We start from the raw sequence: 20,466 nt of genomic DNA, 5'->3' as shown, positions 1-20,466 counted from the left end.
CTCAGCCGCACTCCATTTCCGGAAGAGCCCGTTATGACTCGGGTCTGTGCTACTCCACCGTCGATCGGGCGTACGCAGTAAGGCTGCGCCGGCGGTGGGGGTGCAAGCAGCAGTTCCGCTTGCACCCCCACCGGCGGTGTGGCATCCCGTCAGGGCGACCGGTCGGCGGTGGAGTAGCCACCACCTCCACCAGAGTGAGGGCCGGGGCGTGGGGCGGAGCCCCGTCGGTAGGTTCTTGTACTTCGGCCGTAGATCGTGATCTTCCCAGCGTGGCGATCCCGGACGTGCAACGGCCACCACTTGATCACGCCCGTTGTTCGACATTCGAAGATCAAGCAGTGGCCGCGAGCCACAGAGTAACGCCATTGCTGTCGACGTTCGAGACCGCCAGGCTCCTCGAACAAACGGCCGGGAGTTGTGAGCTACGCTAAAGATTTGTGTTCAACTGGAAGTGCCGAGTGGTCCTTCGGGGGTTAGATTCCACTCGTGGGCGTGAACGAGGGGCACTCGCCCTATTGCAAGAAGTCGATCCAAGATGGGCTTCATCTCTTCGAAGTCCAGGGCGGGATCACTGCTCAATCCAGCCGCTTCGATGAGCGGCTCCGCGGCCTTCAGTGTGTCGAGGAACAGGCGCCACAACTGATCGAGCGCAAAAGCAGCAAGGTGCTCACGAAACTCTGGCTTGTCCGTGATGACTTTACCTGAAGGCTCGCCCCAACCGCGACGCAAGATCTCGCCAGCGGAGAAGTGGAGGGCACGGCTCGTCGCCGCATGCAAATAGCCATAAAGGTCACCGTGTCCCGACCTTTCAGCTATCCAGTCTCCTGCGGGGAGAATACCTCCCGACCACCTATACTTCTTCTGAAGTTGCTTCAGCTCACTGCGAGTTTGGTCTTTGAGGAGTTCAGCCCAGTTTAGAAATTCCTGAGAGTACCAGAGAGTGTGCATAGCCTCGTCACCGACGTACTCCCGCTGGGCTAGCAATGACCTCAGATGGTCCCAGGTTCCCATTGTTTTGAAAAGATGCTGAGAGTCTTCTCGGTCGAGCGAGACAAAGAAGCCGAGGTACATCACATCTTCGAGGGACGCCCGAACGAATGCAACGGCCAGATGTCCAAGCCCTTGCTGACAGAGCATGACTGCTGCTTGAATGCTCTCGAGTTGCCGCCGGAGCGAAGTATTTACTGCGAGCAGTCGGAAATCTGACTCTACGGCCACCCACTCCAGATCGCCCACTGCAGTCAGACGCTCGGCTATATCAACAAAGTCCTCAGTCGCTGCGATTCGATTTCTAAGTGTGGCTGAGTCCCCACTAGTCTGAGGTGCGTTGTCCTGGTCCAAGATTCCCCTCCCTTGATTTCTGCCTACAACGGTAGGAGCTCAACCTACTGCGTCTTAGCCACCTCGGGTGGGTCGGCGCATCCGACCGCCAAGCAACTCGGCCGCACGACGGTCGGACTCCCCAACCCATGCCGCGTAAACGCGCAAAGTGGTCGCACCACCTCCGACATGGCCGAGTCGGCCGGCGACGGTGCGCAGGTCGATGCCAGCCGAGAGCAGTTCAGTGGCGGAGTAATGCCGGAGGGCGTGCAGATGGCTGCTGATGCCCAGCTCAGCGCACATTCGGCCATAGCGGTGGGTCACGCCGCTGGGATCGCACGGGCGGTCGTTCAGGGGCCGGTAAGAGAACAGGTAGGCCATGTCCAGAGCCGGAACAGCGGCCTGTCGGCACTTCTTGGCGTACCGGTCACGGTGCTCGGTCATCACGTCGATCGTGGCGGGATCGAGGGCGAGACGGCGCATCTGGTGGGTCTTGGTGTCCTTCTCGATCGAGCGCCGGCCCACGCGCACGTAGTTGCGCCGGACCGTCAGCACAGCGGCATCGAGGTCGACGTCGGACCAGCGCAGCGCGAGCAGCTCGGCACGCCGCATCCCGGTAACCATCACCAGCCAGACGAGCGTGCCCCAGTCGTCGTCCTGAGCCCACGCCGCGTCGATGATCCGCGCGGCCTGGGCCACCGTCGGCGGATCGGGCTGCGGCGTCGGGACGCGCGGCTTGCGGGCGATCACGGCCGGGTTGTCGGTGATCCAGCCCCAGCGCACCGTTGCGCCCAGCACGCCGCGGATCGCGAAGTGGATGCGGCGGATCGTGGCCGGCGACAGTGGTACGCACGCGTGGGGCCGACACTCGATGACCCTGCAGCCCTTCTCGGCGCAATCATGTGACGGGTAGCCGTTGACAGGAGGCCGGCCCGGCGGTCGCTTGTGCTGCACGACGCGGCACTCGTGCGGATCGCTTGTGCGGTGCTTGACGACAGCCCGCCCGGCGCAGCGAGCGCTGCAGCGCCTCAGCTCGGCGTAGAACTCCTCCAGCAGCTGCGTGGTCACCCGACCCACCGGCTGGTCCCCGAACGCCGGGTACAGGTGCACGCGGGCGTACTGCTCGTAGCTCGCGCGGGTCGTCTCCTCGACGTCGTGCGTTCGCAGCCACTTGTCCATCGCGACCCGGAACGTCGCACGGGTCTTCGAGTGCCTATGCGCGTCGACCTGGGCCAGGAGCCGGGTCCGGATCTTCTCCGCCTCGCGCTCGTCGGTGGTCGACTCACGGAGGTAGAGCTTCCGCTTCGTCAGCGGATCGCGGCCAGCGAACACGACGACCTGGAACGAGTTACCGCGTTGGCGGATCATCCCCCGATCGCGCCGCTGAGCAGCTCGTTTGGCCACGTCACGACGCTAGTGGATGCCATCGTGGATGCCAGTGATCAAATGTCCGAGGCCCACATGCACTGTACGCGCAGGTCAGACGTGGTGGAGACGAGGGGAATCGAACCCCTAACCCCCGCCTTGCAAAGGCGGTGCTCTGCCAATTGAGCTACGTCCCCGTGCTGAGCAGGAGACGATACCTGCTCAGCTCGTGGTGGCCTCGTGCCACAGGTCGTTGTCCTCGCGGGAGGAGCGGACCTTCGAGAACACGAGGGCCCCGGCCGCGAGTGCGACGATGACGGCGAGAATCTTCTTCATTGAACGTCCTGCCTGTCCCGAGGGGATACAGAGTGGGCCTAGGTGGATTTGAACCACCGACCTCATCGTTATCAGCGATGCGCTCTAACCAACTGAGCTATAGGCCCCCTGCGGCGGAGACGAGGTTACCCCAGCGCCTCCGGCCGCCTGCAGGGGGATACCCCCCCCACACACATCCCAGCTCAGTCGCGCTCCGAGAGCGTGACCTCGATGCCGCCGACGAGGTCGGCCGACACGTTGTAGACGAACGCCCCGACGGTGATGGCCACGGCGAACAGCAGGCTGTTGATCGCCCCGACCACCGCGGCCAGGCCGAAGACGCGGCCCGCGCTGATCAGCGGACTGCCGGTGGGGGCCTCTCCGGAGACGAGGTCGGCGTAGGTGCCGTTGAGGCGGTCCCACACCCCCATGCCGCCCAGGACGCCGTAGAGCACCCCGACGGCCACCAGCCAGATGAAGAACAGCACCACCGCGAGCACCAGGGCCAGCTTGAGCACCGACCACGGGTCGAGCCGCTTGAGCTGCAGGGCGGCCTGGCGCGGCGGACGGTTGCGCACCGCGCGCACCGAGCCCCACGTGCCGCCCTTCTCCGCCGGCTGACCGTCGGCACCCGCCGCCTCGTCGGCCCGGGCCGGAGCCTCGAGGAACGCGGTGGGGCCCTCGTCCTCGAGCAGCCCACCTGCCGGCCGTGGAGCCGGCGGTGGCCCGGACTGCGCCGGGATCTGGGCCTCCCGACCCGGCACGCGCTGCCACGGGGGCGGCGCGGCCGCGGCCGGTCCGGGGCCGGGCACCGGACCCGTGGCCGGGAGCTCTCCCGGCCCGACGGGACGGGTCACGTCGTCGTCGGCCGGCGCGGGATGCGCACCGTTCGACGGGGCGGGCACCCGCAGGTGGGCGGTGGGGGCCTCGGCGGCGACCGCCGCGGAGGCGGCGGCCCGCTTGTCCAGCGACGGCGTGCCGCCGTTCGCGACCGGCTTCTCCGTGGTCGGGGCGACCGGCACGTCCGGCTCCTCGGCGACCGGCTCGGCCGCCGGCGTGGGTGAGGGCCGCGGGGACGCCGAGGGCGTACCCGCGGTGCCGGCCCCGGTGGCCGGGGTGACAGCGGCCTGCTCTCCCGTGGCCACCGCACCCCGGCCGTCCTGGTCGGTGCGGTCGGGGTCGTCCGGTGTACTCGTCGCGTCGTTCACGAGAGAGGAATCTCCTCCGTTGGGTGGCCCGCTGCTCAGCTGTCCTCGCCCTCGGGCTCGGTACCGGTCAGCGCGGTGTCGTCGGCATCGTCCTCGGCATTACGTGCCACCGCCAGCAACGTGGCGGTTTCGCCCAGGTTCATCAGGCGTACCCCCTTCGTCTGCCGGCCGGCCTTGCGCACCTGCCGGGCCGATGTCCGGATCACCCCGCCGGTGGAGGTGATCGCGTACAGCTCGTCGTCGATGCCGACGATGAGCGCACCGACCAGGGTGCCACGGCGGCGGTCGTACTGGAGGGTCAGAACACCCTTACCCCCGCGGCCCTGCACCGGGTAGTCCTCGATCGGCGTGCGCTTGGCGAAGCCGCCGTCCGTGGCGACCAGCACGAACGTGTCGGGCTGGACGACGGCGAGCGACAGCAGCCGGTCGCCGGTGTTGAACCGCATCCCGAGCACGCCGGACGTGGCCCGCCCCATCGGGCGCAGCACCTCGTCGCTGGCGGTGAACCGGATGGACTGGCCCTCCGCCGAGACGAGCAGCAGGTCGTCCTCGGCCGAGGCCAGGACGGCGCCGACGAGCTCGTCGTCCTCACGCAGGTTGATGCCGATGAGGCCGCCGGACCGGGGCGAGTCGAAGTCGGTGAGCCTCGACTTCTTCACCAGACCGGTTCTCGTCGCCAGGACGAGATACGGCGCGGCCTGGTAGTCCTTGATCTGCATGACCTGCGCGATGTGCTCGTCCGGCTGGAACGCGAGCAGGTTGGCCACGTGCTGGCCGCGCGCGCTGCGGTTGGCCTCGGGCAGCTCGTAGGCCTTGAGCCGGTAGACCCGGCCCTTGTTGGTGAAGAACAGCATCCAGTCGTGCGTGGAGCAGACGAAGAAGTGGGCGACGATGTCGTCCTGCTTCAGCGCCGCGCCCTGCACGCCCTTGCCGCCGCGCTTCTGCGCCCGGTAGAGGTCGGTCTTGGTGCGCTTCGCGTAGCCGGTCTGGGTTATCGTCACAACGACATCTTCGACCGCGATGAGGTCTTCGTTGGTGACGTCGCCGTCGTCGGCCACGATCCGCGTGCGGCGCTCGTCGCCGTGCTTCTCGACGATCTCGGTGAGCTCGTCGCGCACGATCTGCCGCTGCCGCTCCGGGCGGGCCAGGATGTCCTGGTAGTCGGCGATCTCGAGCTCGATCTCGGCCAGCTCGTCGATGATCTTCTGACGCTCGAGGGCGGCGAGGCGCCGCAGCTGCATGTCGAGGATGGCCTGCGCCTGGATGTCGTCGACGTCCAGGAGCTCCATCAGGCCCGTCTTCGCGACGTCGACCGTGGCCGACGCGCGGATCAGGGCGATGACCTCGTCGAGCGCGTCGAGCGCCTTGACGTAGCCACGCAGGATGTGGGCCCGCTCCTCGGCCTTGCGCAGCCGGTAGCGCGTGCGCCGGACGATGACCTCGATCTGGTGGCGGATGTAGTTGCGCACCACCTGGTCCAGGCGCAGCGTGCGGGGCACGCCGTCGACGATCGCCAGCATGTTGACGCCGAAGCCGTACTGCAGCTGGGTGTGCTTGTAGAGGTTGTTCAGCACCACCTTCGCCACCGCGTCGCGCTTGAGCGTGATGACGATGCGCATGCCCACGCGGTCGGACGACTCGTCGTTGATCTCGGCGATGCCCTGCAGCTTGCCGTCGCGGTGCTGGCTCGCGATCGACTCGATGAGGTTGTCCGGGTTGACCTGGTAGGGCAGCTCGGTGCAGACGAGGATGGTGCGCCCCTTGGCGTCCTCCTCGACCTCGACGACCGCGCGCATCCGGATGGAGCCACGCCCGGTGCGGTAGGCCTGCTCGATGCCGTCGCGGCCGACGATGAGGCCGGCGGTCGGGAAGTCCGGGCCCTTGATGTGCTCCATCAGGGCCGTGAGGAGCTCGTCGTCGGTGGCTTCCCAGTTGTCCAGCGCCCACACGACACCGGCGCCGACCTCGCGCAGGTTGTGCGGCGGGATGTTGGTGGCCATGCCGACGGCGATGCCGGAGCTGCCGTTGATGAGCAGGTTCGGCACCCGCGACGGCAGGACGTCGGGCTCCTGCGCCTTGCCGTCGTAGTTGTCGGAGAAGTCGACGGTGTCTTCTTCGATGTCCTGCAGCATCGCCATCGCCAGCGGCGAGAGGCGGCACTCGGTGTAGCGCATGGCGGCGGCCGGGTCGTTGCCCCGGGAGCCGAAGTTGCCCTGGCCGTCGATCAGCGGGTAGCGCATCGACCACGGCTGGGCCAGCCGCACGAGTGCGTCGTAGATCGAGCTGTCGCCGTGGGGGTGGTAGTTGCCCATCACCTCGCCGACGACGCGTGCGCACTTCACGTAGCTGCGGTCGGGGCGGAAGTTGTTCTCCCCCATCGAGTACAGGACGCGCCGGTGCACCGGCTTGAGGCCGTCCTCGACCAGCGGCAGCGCGCGGCCGACGATGACGCTCATCGCGTAGTCGATGTACGAGCGCTGCATCTCCTGCTGGATGTCGACCGGCTCGGTGCGGTCGCCTCCGCCACCGGCGGGGGGCAGCGTGGGGTCGAGCGTGTCAGTCACGAGCGGGTCCTTCTGCGTAGGCGGGTGCGGAGACGTCCAGGCTCTTACACATCAAGAAAGCGCACGTCCTTGGCGTTGCGCGTGATGAACGACCGGCGGGACTCGACGTCCTCGCCCATCAGCACCGAGAACAGCTCGTCGGCGGTGGCGGCGTCGTCGAGGGTGACCTGCAGGAGCACCCGGTTGGCGGGGTCCATCGTCGTCTCCCACAGCTCCTTGGCGTTCATCTCGCCGAGACCCTTGTAGCGCTGGATGCCCTCGTCCTTGGGGATCTTCTTGCCCGCCTCGCGACCAGCGGCCAGCAGGCCCTCGAGCTCGCGGTCGGTGTAGGCGAACTCCGGCTCGGCGCCGCGGCCACCCCACTTGATCTTGTAGAGCGGTGGCTGCGCGAGGTAGACGTGGCCCTCCTCGATCAGCGGGCGCATGAACCGGAACAGCAGCGTGAGCAGCAGCGTGCGGATGTGCTGGCCGTCGACGTCGGCGTCGGCCATCAGCACGACCTTGTGGTAGCGCAGCTTGCTGACGTCGAACTCGTCGTGGATGCCGGTGCCGAGCGCCGTGATGATCGCCTGGACCTCGGTGTTCTTGAGGACGCGGTCGATGCGGGCCTTCTCGACGTTGATGATCTTGCCGCGGATGGGCAGGATCGCCTGGTACATCGAGTCGCGGCCGGACTTGGCCGAGCCGCCCGCGGAGTCGCCCTCCACGATGTAGACCTCGGACTTCGACGGGTCCGTGGAACGGCAGTCGGCGAGCTTGCCGGGCAGGCCGCCGATGTCGCCGGCGCTCTTGCGGCGCACCAGCTCGCGGGCCTTACGGGCGGCCGCGCGGGCCTGCGCCGACTGCACCGCCTTGTTGACGATGATCTTCGCCTCGGCGGGGTTGCGCTCGAACCAGTCGGCCAGCCACTCGTTGCTCACGCGCTGCACGAACGACTTGACCTCGGTGTTGCCGAGCTTGGTCTTGGTCTGCCCCTCGAACTGGGGCTCCTTCACCTTGACCGAGACGATGGCGGCCAGTCCCTCACGGATGTCGTCACCGGAGAGCGCCGGCTCCTTCTCCTTGAGGAACTTGCCGTTGCGCGCGTAGCGGTTGACCGTGGAGGTGAGCGCCGAGCGGAAACCCTCCTCGTGGGTGCCGCCCTCGTGCGTGTTGATCGTGTTGGCGAACGTGTAGACCGACTCGGTGTAGCCGTTGTTCCACTGCATCGCCACCTCGAGCGCGTGGCCGGACTCCTCACCGGAGAACGACACGAGCTTCTTGTGGATCGGGTCCTTCGACTTGTTGAGGTAGGCGACGAAGTCCTCCAACCCGTTGGGGTAGTGGAAGACGTGCTCCTTGACCTTGGCGACGAAACCCTCGGCGTCGGGCACCTCCGCCTCGTCGTCCTCACGGGAGACGCCGTCGCGCTCGTCGCGCAGGACGATGGTGAGGCCCTTGTTGAGGAAGGCCATCTCCTGCAGACGGCGGCGGATGGTCTCGAGGTCGTACTCGGTGCTCTCGAAGATCTCCGGGTCGGCCCAGTACGTGACGGTGGTGCCCGTCCTCGTGGTGGCCGCGCCCTTGTGCAGGGGACCGGGCACCGAGCGCGTGTAGTGCTGGCGCCACTCGAACCCGTCGGTGTTGATCTCGACGTCCAGCGCGGTGGACAGCGCGTTGACGACCGAGATGCCGACGCCGTGCAGGCCGCCCGACACCGCGTAGGAGTCGCTGTCGAACTTGCCGCCCGCGTGCAGCATGGTCATGACCATCTCGACGGCGGGCTTCTTCTCCACCGGGTGCATGCCGACCGGGATCCCGCGGCCGTCGTCGACGACCGTGATGCCGCCGTCCTCCCGCAGCGTGACCTGCACACGCGTGGCGAAGCCGGCCATGGCCTCGTCGACCGCGTTGTCCACGACCTCCCAGATCAGGTGGTGCAGGCCGCGCGGACCGGTGGAACCGATGTACATGCCGGGGCGCTTGCGGACCGCCTCCAGCCCCTCGAGAACGGTGATCGACGACGCGCTGTAGCCGTTCTTCTTCTCCGCCACGGGCTGACTGTCTCCTCGCCATGAAGAATCCACACGGTGCGGCGACGCCGCTGTGTGGAACCTGCTCGACCGGGCCTACGGGGATGCGCCCGGAACATGCCTCCCATCATACCGGTCCACCCCGGCAGAAACGGCGTTGGGACACGTCCAGGAGCGTCACAGACCGACGAACGCGACATCGGGCGGGTGGCGACGGCCGAGCGGGGGGTCGAAACGGGCTGCGGGCCCGTCACGTCGCCCTCAGTGGCCGGTGGCCGCCCCCGATCGACGGCGTCGTGGTACGGGATCGGCCAACTCACCGTGACGGGAGCGGCGACTCGCGGGGTTCCGGCGTCAGCCGTAGGTGTCACGCGGGCCGCGGCCACGGACGGTACGCGGGCCGTGTTTCCAGGTCGGGCCGCTCGGAGCCACCACGCGGATCCGCTTCACCACGTCCCGCCCGACGCTCGCGGCGAGCCGCGTCAGCAGCTGGCGCTGCAGCTGGCGCAGCTGCGTGGCCCAGGCCGTGGACTCCGCCTGCAGCACCAGTTCCCCGTCGCGCAGCGACAGCGGCGTGCAGTGGTCGGCGATGTCGGGGCCGACGAGCTGGGGCCAGCGACCGAGCACCGTGGCGTCGGTGAGGCGCGGCGACCAGCCGCGGTCCAGCGACACCCGGGCGACCAGCCGGCCGAACGGCTGCGGGTCGCGCTCGTCGGGGCCCGCGCCCGACCAGCGCCGCCGCCTCCCCCGGTTGGACGCCGGCTTGGCCCCGCCCCGCTGCGCCGCACGTTCCGCCGAACGCTGCGCGGACGCTTCCCTCGCGGCGCGCAACGCGTCCCTCGCGATGTCCGCCCCGCGACGAGAGGTCGGCTCACCTCCGTCCCCAGGGTTGGGGACAACAGGGCGCGAATCGGGCACGACGGACGGTCGACGGCCGTCGCTGGACGGTTGTTTGTGCCGGTCATCACCAGTGCGGCCCGAGTTATCCACAGTATCCACAACCTTGTCCCCAGGTGTCCTGGATCACAGCCGTCGTCATGACGTGGACTCTTCCGGCAGCAGCTCCACGACGCCGCCGCCCACCGCGAAGCGGGCACCCGCGAGGCCGTCGGGGACGTCCTCGGCCACCGCCGCAGTGATCAGCACCTGTTCGGCGCGCCGGGCGACGTCGACGAGCGCCCGGCGGCGACGCGCGTCCAGTTCGGCGAACACGTCGTCGAGGATCAGCACGGGCTCCACGTCGTCGTCGCGCAGCAGCCGGTAGGACGCCAGCCGCAGGGCGAGCGCGAGGGCCCATGACTCACCGTGGCTGGCGTAGCCCTTCGCGGGGCCCTCGCCGAGGCTGAGCTCCAGGTCGTCGCGGTGCGGCCCGACCAGGCAGACGCCGCGCTCCACCTCCTGGCGGCGGACCCGGGCCAGCGCGTCGAGCAGCAGGGCCTCCAGAGCCGGCCGGTCGGGCGGGAGGTCGTCCCCGAGCCCGCTGCGGTAGCCCACCGCGATGGGCTCCGACGACGGCGCGACCTCCGCGAACGCCTCGACCGCGCGCGGCGCGACGGCTGCGACGAGGTCGAGACGGCCGGCGAGCAGAGCGGCGCCGTGGGCGGCGAGGTGACCGTCCCAGACGTCGAGGGTGGAGAGGTCGCCGCGCCCGTTGCGGGCGGTCTTCAGCAGGGCCGAGCGCTGCCGCAGCACGCGGTCGTAGTCGGCGCGGACTCCTGCGTAGCGGGGGTAGCGGGAGACGAGCGTGTCGTCCATGAAGCGGCGGCGCTCACCCGGGTCGCCGCGCACGAGCGCGAGGTCCTCGGGCGCGAACAGCACGGTGCGCAGGACACCGAGCAGGTCGCGCGGCTTGGCGGCCGCCCGGTTGAGCCGGGCCCGGTTGGCGCGCCCCGCGGTGATCTCCAGCTCGACGCCCAGCTCGCGCCCGTGGTGCACGACCAGGCCGCGCACCACGGCGTGCTCGGCGCCGCGGCGGATCAGCGGGGCGTCGGTGGCGACGCGGTGGGAGCCGAGCGTGGCGATGTAGCCGGCGGCCTCGACGAGGTTGGTCTTGCCCACCCCGTTGGGCCCGACCAGCACCGTGACCCCGGGTTCGAGGTCCAGCTCGGCCTTCTCCCACGACCGGAAGTCGGCGACGGCGAGGCGTCGCAGGTGCATACCGGCAGGCTAGCTCTGGGTCGAGCCCGTGCCCGAGCTCGGACCCGCGTGCTCGCCGGGCGTGCCGGACGGGCCGGCCGCGGACTTCACCGCGTGCCCGCCGAACTGGTGGCGCAGCGCCGCGACGGCCTTCATCGCCGGCGACTCCTTCTGCCGCGAGGAGAACCGCGCGAACAGCGCCGCGGAGATCACCGGGAGCGGCACGGCGTGCGTGATGGCCTCCTCGATGGTCCAGCGGCCCTCGCCCGAGTCGTCGACGTAGCTCTCGAGCTTCTCCAGCGTCGGGTCGTCCTTGAGCGCCAGCACGAGCAGGTCCAGCAGCCAGGAGCGCACGACGGTGCCGCGCGACCACGCCTGCAGCACGGCCGGCACGTTCTCGACGAGCTCCGCGGCCTCCAGCAGCTCGAAGCCCTCGGCGTAGGCCTGCATGAGGCCGTACTCGATGCCGTTGTGGACCATCTTCGAGAAGTGGCCGGCGCCGACGGGGCCGGCGTGCGCGAAACCCTCCTCGCGGGGTCCCTCGGGGCGCAGGGCGTCGAAGATCGGCATGGCGAGATCGACGTGCTTCGTGTCGCCACCGGCCATCAGGCCGTAGCCGTTGTCCTTGCCCCAGATGCCGCCGGAGACGCCGCAGTCGATGTAGCCGACACCGACCGCGTCGAGCAGCGCGGCGTTGGGGCCGTCGTCGGTGTAGCGGGAGTTGCCGCCGTCGATGACGAGGTCGCCGGGCTCCAGGACCTTCGCGAGCTCCTTGACGGTGCTGCGCGTCGGGTCGCCCGAGGGGACCATCACCCAGACCACGCGCGGAGCCGTGAGCGCCCCGGCGAGCGCCGCGAGCGAGTCGACGTCGGTGACCTCAGGACGGGGGTCGAACCCGATCACCTCATGGCCGGCCGCCCGCAGGCGGTCTCGCATGTTGCCACCCATCTTGCCCAGACCGATGAGGCCGAGTTGCACGGTGTCACTCCTGAAGTCGGGGGGTCGTCCGCGGGCCAGTATGGATCAACCGGGCAGGCGGACGGGCATCAGCAGGTGCAGGTAGCCGGGCAGCGGCTCGGGCGTGTCCGATGCGGGCGCTTCGTCGCTCTCGGCGGGCGGCGCCGGCACCGGGCGCACCAGCGCGGGCCGGTTGGGCGTGGTGAACGTCAGCTGCGCGCGGTCGGTGTGCAGCGCGCCCAGCGAGTCCAGCAGGTAGGTGGGGTTGAACGCGATGGTGATGGCACCGCCGTCGAGCTCGCACGGGAGCTCCTCCTCGGCGCTGCCGACGTCGTCGCCGCCGGCGGCGAGCCGCAGCCCGTCCTCGCCGAACTCCATGCGCACCTGGGCCACGCGGTCGGTGACGAGGGCGACGCGCTTGATCGCCTCGACCAGCCCGGCCACCTCGACGATCGCGGCGCTCGTGTGCTCGGCCGGGATCAGCTGGCGGAACCGCGGGAACTCCGCGTCGAGCAGCCGGGTGGTGGCGCGGCGGCCACCGCCGGTGACGCCGAGCATGCCGTCACCCGCCGAGAGCGCGAGCTCGACGGTGCCCGCGCCGGCGAGCGCCTTCGCGACGTCGGCGAGGGTGCGGGCGGGGATCAGCACGGCGCTGGACTGGCCGGTGTCCTCCGGCGTCCAGTCGATCTCGCGGACGGCGAGCCGGAACCGGTCGGTGGCGGCCAGCGTCAGCCGCGAGCCCTCGATCTCCATGCGGATGCCCGTGAGCATCGGGAGGGTGTCGTCGCGGCCGGCGGCCACGGCCACCTGCGAGACGGCCTGGGCCAGCTCGCCCGCGGCGACGGTGCCGGCGAGCTGCGGCATGGACGGCAGCTGCGGGTAGTCCTCGACCGGCATCGTCGGGAGGCTGAACCGGCTGTTGCCGCAGTTGATCGTGGCACGCGAGCCGTCGACGACGAGATCCACCGGCTTGGACGGCAGGGCGCGGGTGATGTCGGCCAGCAGCCGGCCCGAGACGAGCACGCGGCCGGGATCGCCGATCGTGGCGTCCATCTCGACGCGCGCCGAGGTCTCGTAGTCGAAACCGGAGACCGTCAGGCGGTCGCCGTCCGGCCCCGTCGTCGCCTCGATGAGCACGCCACCGAGAACCGGCACCGGCGGACGCGCCGGAAGGCTGCGGGCGACCCACGCTGCCGCGTCGGCCAGGACGTCGCGTTCGACCCGGAACTTCATGGCGTGGGACCTCTCGCACTGGCGGTGTCGGGAACCGGACGTCTCGATACGCCGGACCGGCCCCCGAGGCGGTGATAACCGTGCCGGGGCCGGGCGCTCACCGTAGAGCCTCCGGGCGGCGGGTGTCATCCCGGCTCGGATGCTCCCCGATCGGGGAGGCGCTCGTTCACCGGTCCACACCGTTGTTCTTCTTGTAGTTCATCTAGAAGAGAGATGAAGCAGTAGTACTAACACCTGTGCACAGTGTGGACGGAGCACGTTCCCGCAGGTCGCAGGGTGTGGCGCGATGTGGAGCGAGCCCTGGGACGGTCGGTGCACACCTCGCGGCGGCGGTGGATGGAACGCGATCATGTCGATCTGTCCCCGGGATGAACACCGGTTGTCCACCGTCGGAGCCCGATCCGTCCACGGGTGGACGGGTGCCCGTCCACAGAGTTATCCCCAGATGTGGGTGAAGAGTGGTCGCGCGGAAACGCAGCGCGACCGGTTTTCCTGGTGATCGCGCGTCGCGGACGGGCCCGGGAACTCACAGAAGTCCCTCACGGCACATGGAGCAGAACGCTCCGTGACCGGATCCGGTGACGGGTCGGTCAGCAGTTGATCACACGGAGCGACGAACACCGCGAGATGGACGACGAGTGGTCGGGATCGGTCGTCCTGGATACGGCGAAAGGCGGGCTCTCCGTCGGATGATCGACGTACGGGTGTCCGCGAAACGGCCGAGGGCGTGGGCGGCGTAGCGGGCCCGGCCGGCTGCATGGGGACGTGGGCGCAGCGGGGCCGCTCGCGGTCGCGGTGGTGATCGTGGTCCGGAGAGGCGTCCCGGTTACGCGGGTGAATGCCGCCGCCGTGACGACGGGGGGATCGTGGTGCTCCCGGGCAGCCCGGCGACGGTCGTCGAGGGCGCCGACGCCCACGAGCACCACGGCGGTGATCGTGACGGGAGATGTCCGTCGAGGTCCGGGAGAGTGCCACCGGGTGGGCCCGGTGATCGTCGTCCGGGGACGGCCACCACTCGGCGGTCGGGCGACGGGGACCGGTCCCGTTCGATGATCGCCGGTTCGGGACCGCCGGCCGCGGTACCGACGCCTGCGCGCCCCGAGCCCGTGATCTCCCGAGGATCAGTGGCGCGCGCGCTGCTTGACGCGCGCGGTGAGCTCCTGCACCTGTTCGAAGGTCTTGCGGCGCTGGGCGATCTCGTTGCGGATCTTCTTGTCCGCGTGCATGACGGTGGTGTGGTCGCGGCCGCCGAAGATCTGGCCGATCTTGGGCAGCGACAGGTCCGTGAGCTCGCGGCACAGGTACATGGCGATCTGGCGCGACTGGGCCAGCGCCTTGGTCTTACCCGGCCCGCACATCTCGTCCATGGTGATGCCGAAGAAGTCCGCCGTGACCGCCATGATCGTCGGTGCGGTGATCTCCGACGCCCCGGAGTCGGGGATGAGGTCGCGCAGCACGATCTCGGCGAGCTGGGTGTCGACGGGCTGGCGGTTGAGCGACGCGAACGCGGTGACCCGGATCAGCGCGCCCTCGAGTTCGCGGATGTTGCGCTCGATGCGCTCGGCGATGAACTCCAGCACGTCCCCGGGAACGGCGAGCCGGTCCTGCGCGGCCTTCTTGCGGAGGATCGCGATGCGCGTCTCCAGCTCCGGCGGCTGGATGTCGGTGATGAGGCCCCACTCGAACCGCGTGCGCATCCGGTCCTCGAGGGTCTCGAGGCGTTTGGGCGGGCGGTCGGAGGAGACGACGATCTGCTTGTTCGCGTTGTGCAGCGTGTTGAAGGTGTGGAAGAACTCCTCCTGCGTTCCTTCCTTGCCCTCCAGGAACTGGATGTCGTCCACCAGCAGCACGTCGACATCGCGGTAGCGGCGCTGGAACGCCACCTTGCGGTCGTCGCGCAGCGAGTTGATGAAGTCGTTCGTGAACTCCTCGGTGCTCACGTACCGCACGCGCATGCCGGGGAACAGCCGCTGCGCGTAGTGGCCGACGGCGTGCAGCAGGTGGGTCTTGCCCAGCCCGGACTCACCCCAGATGAACAGCGGGTTGTACGCCCGCGCCGGCGCCTCGGAGACCGCGACCGCGGCGGCGTGGCTGAACCGGTTGGACGCGCCGATGACGAACGTGTCGAACGTGTACTTCTCGTTGAGGCGCGTCTGCGAGCGCGGCTGCACCTGCTCCCCGGCCGACGGGCCGGCGTAGGTGGGCCACACCTCGCCACCCCGCGGGCCCGGTCCGGTGGGGCCACCGTTGCGGATGCCGCCGTCGACGTCGGTGGGATCGTCGGTGGAGTGGTCGGTGGCGCTGGTGACGCCGAGTGGCCCGGTGGTGGGCATGGAGGCACCGTCGGAGCCGTGCTGCCCGCCGTCGGACGGGTGCTGTTGCGTGACCGGGACGTCGACACGTTCGGGCCGCGGGATCGGCGCCGCGCCGACGGACGGACCGCGTCCGGGAGGGTCGGGCACCTCCGTGCCGCCGGACGCCGCCGACGCGTCGACGACGACCGCGAGGTTGACGGCCACGCCGAGGTGGCGGCCCAGGGCCTCGCTGATGGGCCGGCGCAGGATCCGCTCGATGGCGTCCTTGGCGAACTCGCTCGGTGCGGCGAGCAACGCGGTGCCGTCGATCAGCCCGAGCGGGCGGGTGAGCCGGAGGAAGGCGCGCTGCTGCGGGGACAGCGTCTGTGCCCCGGACCCGGCCGACGCCCCCGAGAGGTCGGCGATCACGCGGTTCCAGACCTGCCCGAGGTCTCCTGCTTGGTCGGCCACCGGTCGGCTGCCCCCTCCGGTCGTCGCCCACGGGTAGCCCCGGTACCCCGATCGGGCCCGATCATCCCCAGACTTGTCCACACCTGTGCGCAAGACCGTACGCGGACACACCGAGTGATCTCGTGCGGCCCGTGTGGTCCTGGCGACGATCCCCCCGGATCGAGCGGTGGGGAGGCACGCTAACAACAGAGGCCGCTCACCACAAGACCGGCCCACCCCGGGGTGGTTTGACCCTCCTTCTCCGGGCTGCGTACCCTCTAACCAAGCGTGTCCCGCGCTGTGCCCTCAACGGCAACGTGGGGCGCCACCCTGTACAGCACACTTCCCCGACGGTCGGTACGCCCGCCGTCGACCCAGGAGAGCCGACCGTGAGCAAGGGCAAGCGCACCTTCCAGCCGAACAACCGCCGCCGCGCGCGCACGCACGGGTTCCGGCTGCGCATGCGCACCCGGGCCGGGCGCGCCATCGTCGCCGCCCGTCGTGGCAAGGGCCGCGAGAAGCTCACGGCCTGATCCGGCCGTCCCGATGTTGCCGGCCGGTTCCCGGCTCACGCACCGGGACGATTTCAGCACCGCTGTCAGGCGTGGCCGGCGCGGGGGCAGATCCCGGCTCGTCGTGCACCTGCACGGTGCCGACGGGACCGGCGCTCCCCGCGCCGGCTTCGTCGTGAGCAAGGCGGTAGGAGGTTCCGTGGTGCGACACCGCGTCGCCCGGCGGCTCCGTCATCTCGTCGGTGCGCGTCTCGACGGGCTCCCGCCGGGCTCGCTCCTCGTCGTACGGGCCCTCCCGCCCGCCGCCGACGCGTCGTCCGCCGAACTGGCCGCCGACCTCGACGCCGGGCTGCGCTCGGCCGTCCGCAAACTGGCCCGACCGTGAAGCGCCTTCTCCTCCGGCTGATCCGCGGTTACCAGACCTACGTCTCACCGGCGCTGCCCCCGAGCTGCCGGTTCTACCCGTCCTGCAGCGCGTACGCCGCCGAGGCCCTCGAGGTCCACGGCGTCGTCCGCGGCACGGGTCTCACGCTCTGGCGCCTGTTGAAATGCGCGCCATGGCACCCTGGAGGTATCGATCCGGTGCCACCGGTCCGCGACGTCCGACACCGTCCGGTCCAGGACCACCACGAGGAGCAAGCGCCGTGCTGAACTTCATCTACTACCCGGTCTCCTGGATCCTGAGGATCTGGCACGACGTGTTCAGCTTCCTGCTGCCCGGTGACGGGTTGAAGGGCGGCATCGCGTGGGCGCTGAGCGTCATCTTCCTCGTCTTCACCCTGCGGGCCATCCTGTACAAGCCGTTCGTCGGCCAGGTGCGCTCGATGCGCAAGATGCAGGAGTTCCAGCCCGAGCTGCAGAAGGTTCGCAAGAAGTACGCGAACGACAAGCAGAAGCAGGCTGCGGAGATGCAGAAGCTCCAGAAGGAGCACGGCGTCAACCCGGTGGCCGGCTGTCTCCCCGTCCTGATCCAGGGCCCGGTCTTCATCGGCCTGTTCCACGTGCTGCGCACGTTCGGGCCCGTCAACGCGCAGGGCGTCCCGATCAACAACGACGGCTCGATCCGTACGGAGAACTACGCCTTCGACCAGTCGGGTGTGCTGTCGTTCAACAACGCGAGCCTCTTCGGCGCGAAGCTCGGTGAGTGGGTCACCAAGGGTGAGGCCGCGCTGAACGCGGCGGGCACCTCGATCTCCGCGATGCTGATCGTCATGATCCCGCTGATGATCGCGGCGGGCATCTTCACGCACATCACGGCCCGGCACTCGGTGGCCCGCCAGACCGCGGCCCAGGGCGACAACCCGCAGACCGCGATCATGAACAAGCTGATGCTCTACGTCTTCCCGATCGGCGTCGTCGTCGGTGCGCCGTTCCTGCCGCTGGCCGTGCTCCTGTACTGGGTCTCCAACAACCTGTGGACGCTGGGCCAGCAGTACGTCGTCTACAAGAAGATCGACCAGGAGCAGACGATCAAGCGCGAGACGGCGGCCGCGAGCCGCCAGTCGCTCGCCCCGAAGCCGGGACAGAAGCCGGTGCGGCCCGAGACGGTCGTCGACGCCGAACCACCCCCTGTGAAGCGGCCTGGAGCGAAGCCGGTCGCCCGCAAGCCCAACATGGTCAAGGGTGGCGCCGCGGGCAACGGGTCGACGAACGGCTCGGACACGAACGGCTCGGACACGAACGGCTCGGACACGAACGGCTCGGACACGAACGGCTCGGACACGAACGGCTTGGACACGAACGGCTTGGACACGAACGGCTCGGGCACGAACGGCTCCACCAGCACCAACGGCTCGGCCGGCGCCGGCGCCCGCAGCGGCGGCGGATCCCGCCCGCCCGCGCGCAAGCCCCGCAAGCGCCGCTGAGCCCACGTTCCACCTGCGGCCGCCTGCGTCGGCGGTCGCCGCGGGGCGCGTTCTCCATCCGCGCCACCGCACCATCGCAGGGAGAGGAGACGCACCGTGCCGAAGACCGTGCAGGACGGGGCCCCGCAGGACGCCGAGGCGACCGCGACACCCACCGAGAAGGGCTCGCCGCGACCCGCGGTGTCCACCGGAGAGGACCAGCTGGTCCGCGAGGGCGACATCGCCGGTGACTACCTGGAACGGCTCCTCGACGTCCTCGACTACGACGGGGACATCGACCTCGACGTGGAGGCGGGCCGCGCCATCGTCAGCATCGACGGTGGCACCGACCTCGAGAAGCTCGTCGGTGACCGGGGCAACGTCCTGGAGGCCCTCCAGGAGCTGACGCGCCTCGCCGTCCAGCAGACCTCGGGCAACCGCAGCCGGCTGATGCTCGACATCGCCGGTTGGCGCCAGGGACGTCGCGACGAGCTCACCGAGATGGGCCTGCGCACGGCCAAGGAGGTGCTCGAGTCCGGGGAGTCGGCCCGCATGCGCCCGATGACGCCCTTCGAGCGCAAGGTCGTGCACGACGCCGTCGCCCGGGTGAAGGGCGTGTCCAGCGAGAGCGAGGGCGAGGAGCCGCGTCGGCAGGTCGTCGTCTTCCGCGGTGCCTGACGACGGGTTCGCGGAGCCGCTGGCTCCGGCGGTGGAGAAGCTCTTCGGCGAGCGCCTGCCGCTGGCCCTCCGCTTCGCCGAGCACCTCGCCACGTCCGGTGTCGAGCGCGGCCTGATCGGCCCGCGGGAGGCACCGCGCATCTGGGACCGCCATATCCTCAACTGCGCCGTGGTCGCCGAGCTCGTACCGGACGGCGCCCGAGTGGTGGATGTGGGCTCGGGGGCGGGTCTTCCCGGGATACCGTTGGCACTGGCCCGCCCCGATCTCGGCATGGTCCTCGTCGAGCCGCTCGCCCGCAGGGTCGAGTGGCTCCTCGAGATCATCGGCGATCTCGGCCTCAGCATCGAGGTCGAGCGCGGTCGGGCCGAGGAGAACACCGTCCGACGGCAATGGGAGGGAGCCGACGTGGTCACGTCCCGCGCCGTCGCACCCCTGCACCGCCTCGCGGGCTGGTGTCTTCCGCTGTTACGTCCGGGTGGCACGATGCTGGCGGTGAAGGGGGCATCGGCGCCCGAGGAGATCGAACGGGACGAGGCCGCGGTGCGCAGGTTGGGCGGAGGCGCACCGCGCGTCGAGAGGTGCGGCGCGGGGATCGTGGATCCGCCGAGCACAGTGGTCGTCGTGGAGCGGGTTGACCGTCCGCGGCGCAGGAGAGGACAGGCGTGACGGTGCCCGATGTTTCACGTGAAACACCCGGCTGGACGCCCATCGCCGAGGAGGCGGAGCGGGCGGCCCGGGTGTTGCACCCCGACCGGCACCGGATGCCGCGCCCGTCGCATCGGCGGGTCCTGACGGTGGCCAACCAGAAGGGCGGGGTCGGCAAGACCACCAGCACCGTCAACCTCGCCGCGGCGCTGTCGATGCACGGCGTGCGGGTCCTGGTGATCGACCTCGACCCCCAGGGCAACGCCAGCACCGCGCTCGGCGTCGAGCACCGGTTGGGCACGCCGTCGGTCTACGAGGCGCTTCTCGGGGAGATCTCCCTGGCCGAGGCGGCGGTGCCCAGCACCGCGTCACCCGACCTGCTGTGCATCCCGGCCACCATCGACCTGGCCGGCGCCGAGATCGAGCTCGTCAGCATGGTCGCCCGGGAGAACCGCCTCAAGCAGGCGCTGTCGCCCGAGGCTCTCGACGAGCTCGGCGTCGACTACGTCTTCGTCGACTGCCCGCCCTCGCTCGGCCTGCTCACGGTCAACGCACTCGTGGCGGCGCAGGAGGTGCTGATCCCGATCCAGTGCGAGTACTACGCGCTGGAGGGGCTCGGCCAGCTGCTGAGCAACATCGACCTCGTGCGTTCGCACCTGAACACGGCGCTGCACGTCTCCACGATCCTGCTGACCATGTACGACGGCAGAACGAAGCTCGCGGACCAGGTCACCAACGAGGTTCGTAGCCACTTCGGTCCCACGGTGCTCCGCACCGTGATCCCGCGCAGTGTCAAGGTGTCCGAGGCGCCTGGCTACAGCCAGACCGTCCTCGCCTACGACCCGGGATCCCGTGGTGCCATGAGCTACGTCGACGCCGCCCGTGAGATCGCCGACCGCGGCGTCACCATGGCCGTTCCGGGTGGGCGGTGA

18 protein-coding genes and 2 tRNA genes are annotated in these 20,466 nt (G+C 69.7%); 7 read left to right on the top strand and 13 right to left on the bottom strand.

Features of this window, described 5'->3' with window-relative positions; genetic code table 11:
- Positions 1 to 441: 441 nt before the first annotated feature.
- The 13 genes from BGP03_RS22075 to dnaA form a co-directional block, all read right to left on the bottom strand.
- Positions 442 to 1,236 (bottom strand): DUF5677 domain-containing protein, encoded by a 795-nt coding sequence (locus BGP03_RS22075; RefSeq protein WP_299737316.1) that lies wholly within the window; start codon positions 1,234 to 1,236, stop codon positions 442 to 444.
- A gap of 159 nt (positions 1,237 to 1,395) precedes the next feature.
- Positions 1,396 to 2,724, bottom strand: coding sequence for a site-specific integrase (locus tag BGP03_RS22070; RefSeq protein ID WP_298796125.1), 1,329 nt, complete (start codon positions 2,722 to 2,724; stop codon positions 1,396 to 1,398).
- Positions 2,725 to 2,806: 82 nt separating this feature from the next.
- Positions 2,807 to 2,882, bottom strand: a tRNA-Ala gene (locus tag BGP03_RS22065).
- 25 nt (positions 2,883 to 2,907) lie between these two features.
- Positions 2,908 to 3,021 carry a DLW-39 family protein gene (locus tag BGP03_RS22060; RefSeq protein WP_296375272.1) on the bottom strand — a complete coding sequence of 38 codons (114 nt, stop codon included), beginning with the start codon at positions 3,019 to 3,021 and terminating at the stop codon, positions 2,908 to 2,910.
- Positions 3,022 to 3,054: 33 nt separating this feature from the next.
- A tRNA-Ile gene (locus tag BGP03_RS22055) sits at positions 3,055 to 3,128 on the bottom strand.
- Between the two features lie 75 nt (positions 3,129 to 3,203).
- Complete coding sequence (locus BGP03_RS22050) at positions 3,204 to 4,208, bottom strand: DUF3566 domain-containing protein (RefSeq protein WP_298796123.1); 1,005 nt, start codon at positions 4,206 to 4,208, stop codon at positions 3,204 to 3,206.
- Between the two features lie 35 nt (positions 4,209 to 4,243).
- Positions 4,244 to 6,772: a DNA gyrase subunit A gene (gene gyrA / locus BGP03_RS22045; RefSeq protein ID WP_296375268.1), complete on the bottom strand. Its 2,529-nt coding sequence runs from the start codon at positions 6,770 to 6,772 to the stop codon at positions 4,244 to 4,246.
- A 44-nt stretch (positions 6,773 to 6,816) separates the two neighbouring features.
- Complete coding sequence (gene gyrB, locus BGP03_RS22040; RefSeq protein ID WP_296375266.1) at positions 6,817 to 8,805, bottom strand: DNA topoisomerase (ATP-hydrolyzing) subunit B; 1,989 nt, start codon at positions 8,803 to 8,805, stop codon at positions 6,817 to 6,819.
- 333 nt (positions 8,806 to 9,138) lie between these two features.
- A complete protein-coding gene (locus tag BGP03_RS22035; RefSeq protein ID WP_298796120.1) occupies positions 9,139 to 9,615 on the bottom strand; it encodes a DciA family protein in 477 nt (158 codons plus the stop codon).
- A 204-nt stretch (positions 9,616 to 9,819) separates the two neighbouring features.
- On the bottom strand, positions 9,820 to 10,941 hold the full coding sequence (gene recF, locus BGP03_RS22030) for a DNA replication/repair protein RecF (RefSeq protein ID WP_298796118.1): 1,122 nt from the start codon (positions 10,939 to 10,941) through the stop codon (positions 9,820 to 9,822).
- A gap of 9 nt (positions 10,942 to 10,950) precedes the next feature.
- A complete protein-coding gene (gene gnd, locus BGP03_RS22025; protein ID WP_296375259.1) occupies positions 10,951 to 11,898 on the bottom strand; it encodes a phosphogluconate dehydrogenase (NAD(+)-dependent, decarboxylating) in 948 nt (315 codons plus the stop codon).
- A 45-nt stretch (positions 11,899 to 11,943) separates the two neighbouring features.
- Entirely contained in the window at positions 11,944 to 13,110 is a 1,167-nt protein-coding gene (gene dnaN / locus BGP03_RS22020; protein WP_296375257.1) for a DNA polymerase III subunit beta, read from the bottom strand.
- A 1,121-nt stretch (positions 13,111 to 14,231) separates the two neighbouring features.
- The gene (dnaA, locus tag BGP03_RS22015; RefSeq protein WP_296375255.1) at positions 14,232 to 15,875 is read right to left on the bottom strand and encodes a chromosomal replication initiator protein DnaA; all 1,644 of its coding nucleotides are present in this window, start codon (positions 15,873 to 15,875) and stop codon (positions 14,232 to 14,234) included.
- 368 nt (positions 15,876 to 16,243) lie between these two features.
- On the opposite strand from dnaA, the gene rpmH reads away from it, so the two are divergent.
- From rpmH to BGP03_RS21980, 7 genes are all read left to right on the top strand, one after another.
- Entirely contained in the window at positions 16,244 to 16,387 is a 144-nt protein-coding gene (gene rpmH / locus BGP03_RS22010) for a 50S ribosomal protein L34 (RefSeq protein WP_296375253.1), read from the top strand.
- 13 nt (positions 16,388 to 16,400) lie between these two features.
- Positions 16,401 to 16,751: a ribonuclease P protein component gene (gene rnpA, locus BGP03_RS22005; protein WP_296375251.1), complete on the top strand. Its 351-nt coding sequence runs from the start codon at positions 16,401 to 16,403 to the stop codon at positions 16,749 to 16,751.
- The gene (yidD, locus tag BGP03_RS22000; protein ID WP_296375249.1) at positions 16,748 to 17,017 is read left to right on the top strand and encodes a membrane protein insertion efficiency factor YidD; all 270 of its coding nucleotides are present in this window, start codon (positions 16,748 to 16,750) and stop codon (positions 17,015 to 17,017) included. Before rnpA ends, yidD begins: the two co-directional genes overlap by 4 nt.
- Positions 17,011 to 18,231: a membrane protein insertase YidC gene (gene yidC / locus BGP03_RS21995; RefSeq protein ID WP_299737304.1), complete on the top strand. Its 1,221-nt coding sequence runs from the start codon at positions 17,011 to 17,013 to the stop codon at positions 18,229 to 18,231. Before yidD ends, yidC begins: the two co-directional genes overlap by 7 nt.
- A gap of 96 nt (positions 18,232 to 18,327) precedes the next feature.
- Complete coding sequence (locus tag BGP03_RS21990; RefSeq protein WP_298796113.1) at positions 18,328 to 18,888, top strand: R3H domain-containing nucleic acid-binding protein; 561 nt, start codon at positions 18,328 to 18,330, stop codon at positions 18,886 to 18,888.
- Positions 18,881 to 19,555 (top strand): 16S rRNA (guanine(527)-N(7))-methyltransferase RsmG, encoded by a 675-nt coding sequence (gene rsmG / locus BGP03_RS21985; protein WP_296375242.1) that lies wholly within the window; start codon positions 18,881 to 18,883, stop codon positions 19,553 to 19,555. Before BGP03_RS21990 ends, rsmG begins: the two co-directional genes overlap by 8 nt.
- Positions 19,552 to 20,466: a ParA family protein gene (locus tag BGP03_RS21980; protein WP_296375240.1), complete on the top strand. Its 915-nt coding sequence runs from the start codon at positions 19,552 to 19,554 to the stop codon at positions 20,464 to 20,466. Before rsmG ends, BGP03_RS21980 begins: the two co-directional genes overlap by 4 nt.

The sequence above is a fragment of the Pseudonocardia sp. 73-21 genome, assembly GCF_001899645.1.
Lineage (GTDB): Bacteria > Actinomycetota > Actinomycetes > Mycobacteriales > Pseudonocardiaceae > Pseudonocardia.
This window is presented reverse-complemented; position numbering and strand designations above follow the sequence as displayed.

Excerpts from the sequence above, each read along its gene's own strand:
- BGP03_RS22060 (WP_296375272.1), bottom strand. The coding sequence starts at position 3,021 with ATGAAGAAGATTCTCGCCGTCATCGTCGCACTCGCGGCCGGGGCCCTC.
- recF (WP_298796118.1), bottom strand. The coding sequence starts at position 10,941 with ATGCACCTGCGACGCCTCGCCGTCGCCGACTTCCGGTCGTGGGAGAAG.
- dnaN (WP_296375257.1), bottom strand. The coding sequence starts at position 13,110 with ATGAAGTTCCGGGTCGAACGCGACGTCCTGGCCGACGCGGCAGCGTGG.
- rnpA (WP_296375251.1), top strand. The coding sequence starts at position 16,401 with ATGTTGCCGGCCGGTTCCCGGCTCACGCACCGGGACGATTTCAGCACC.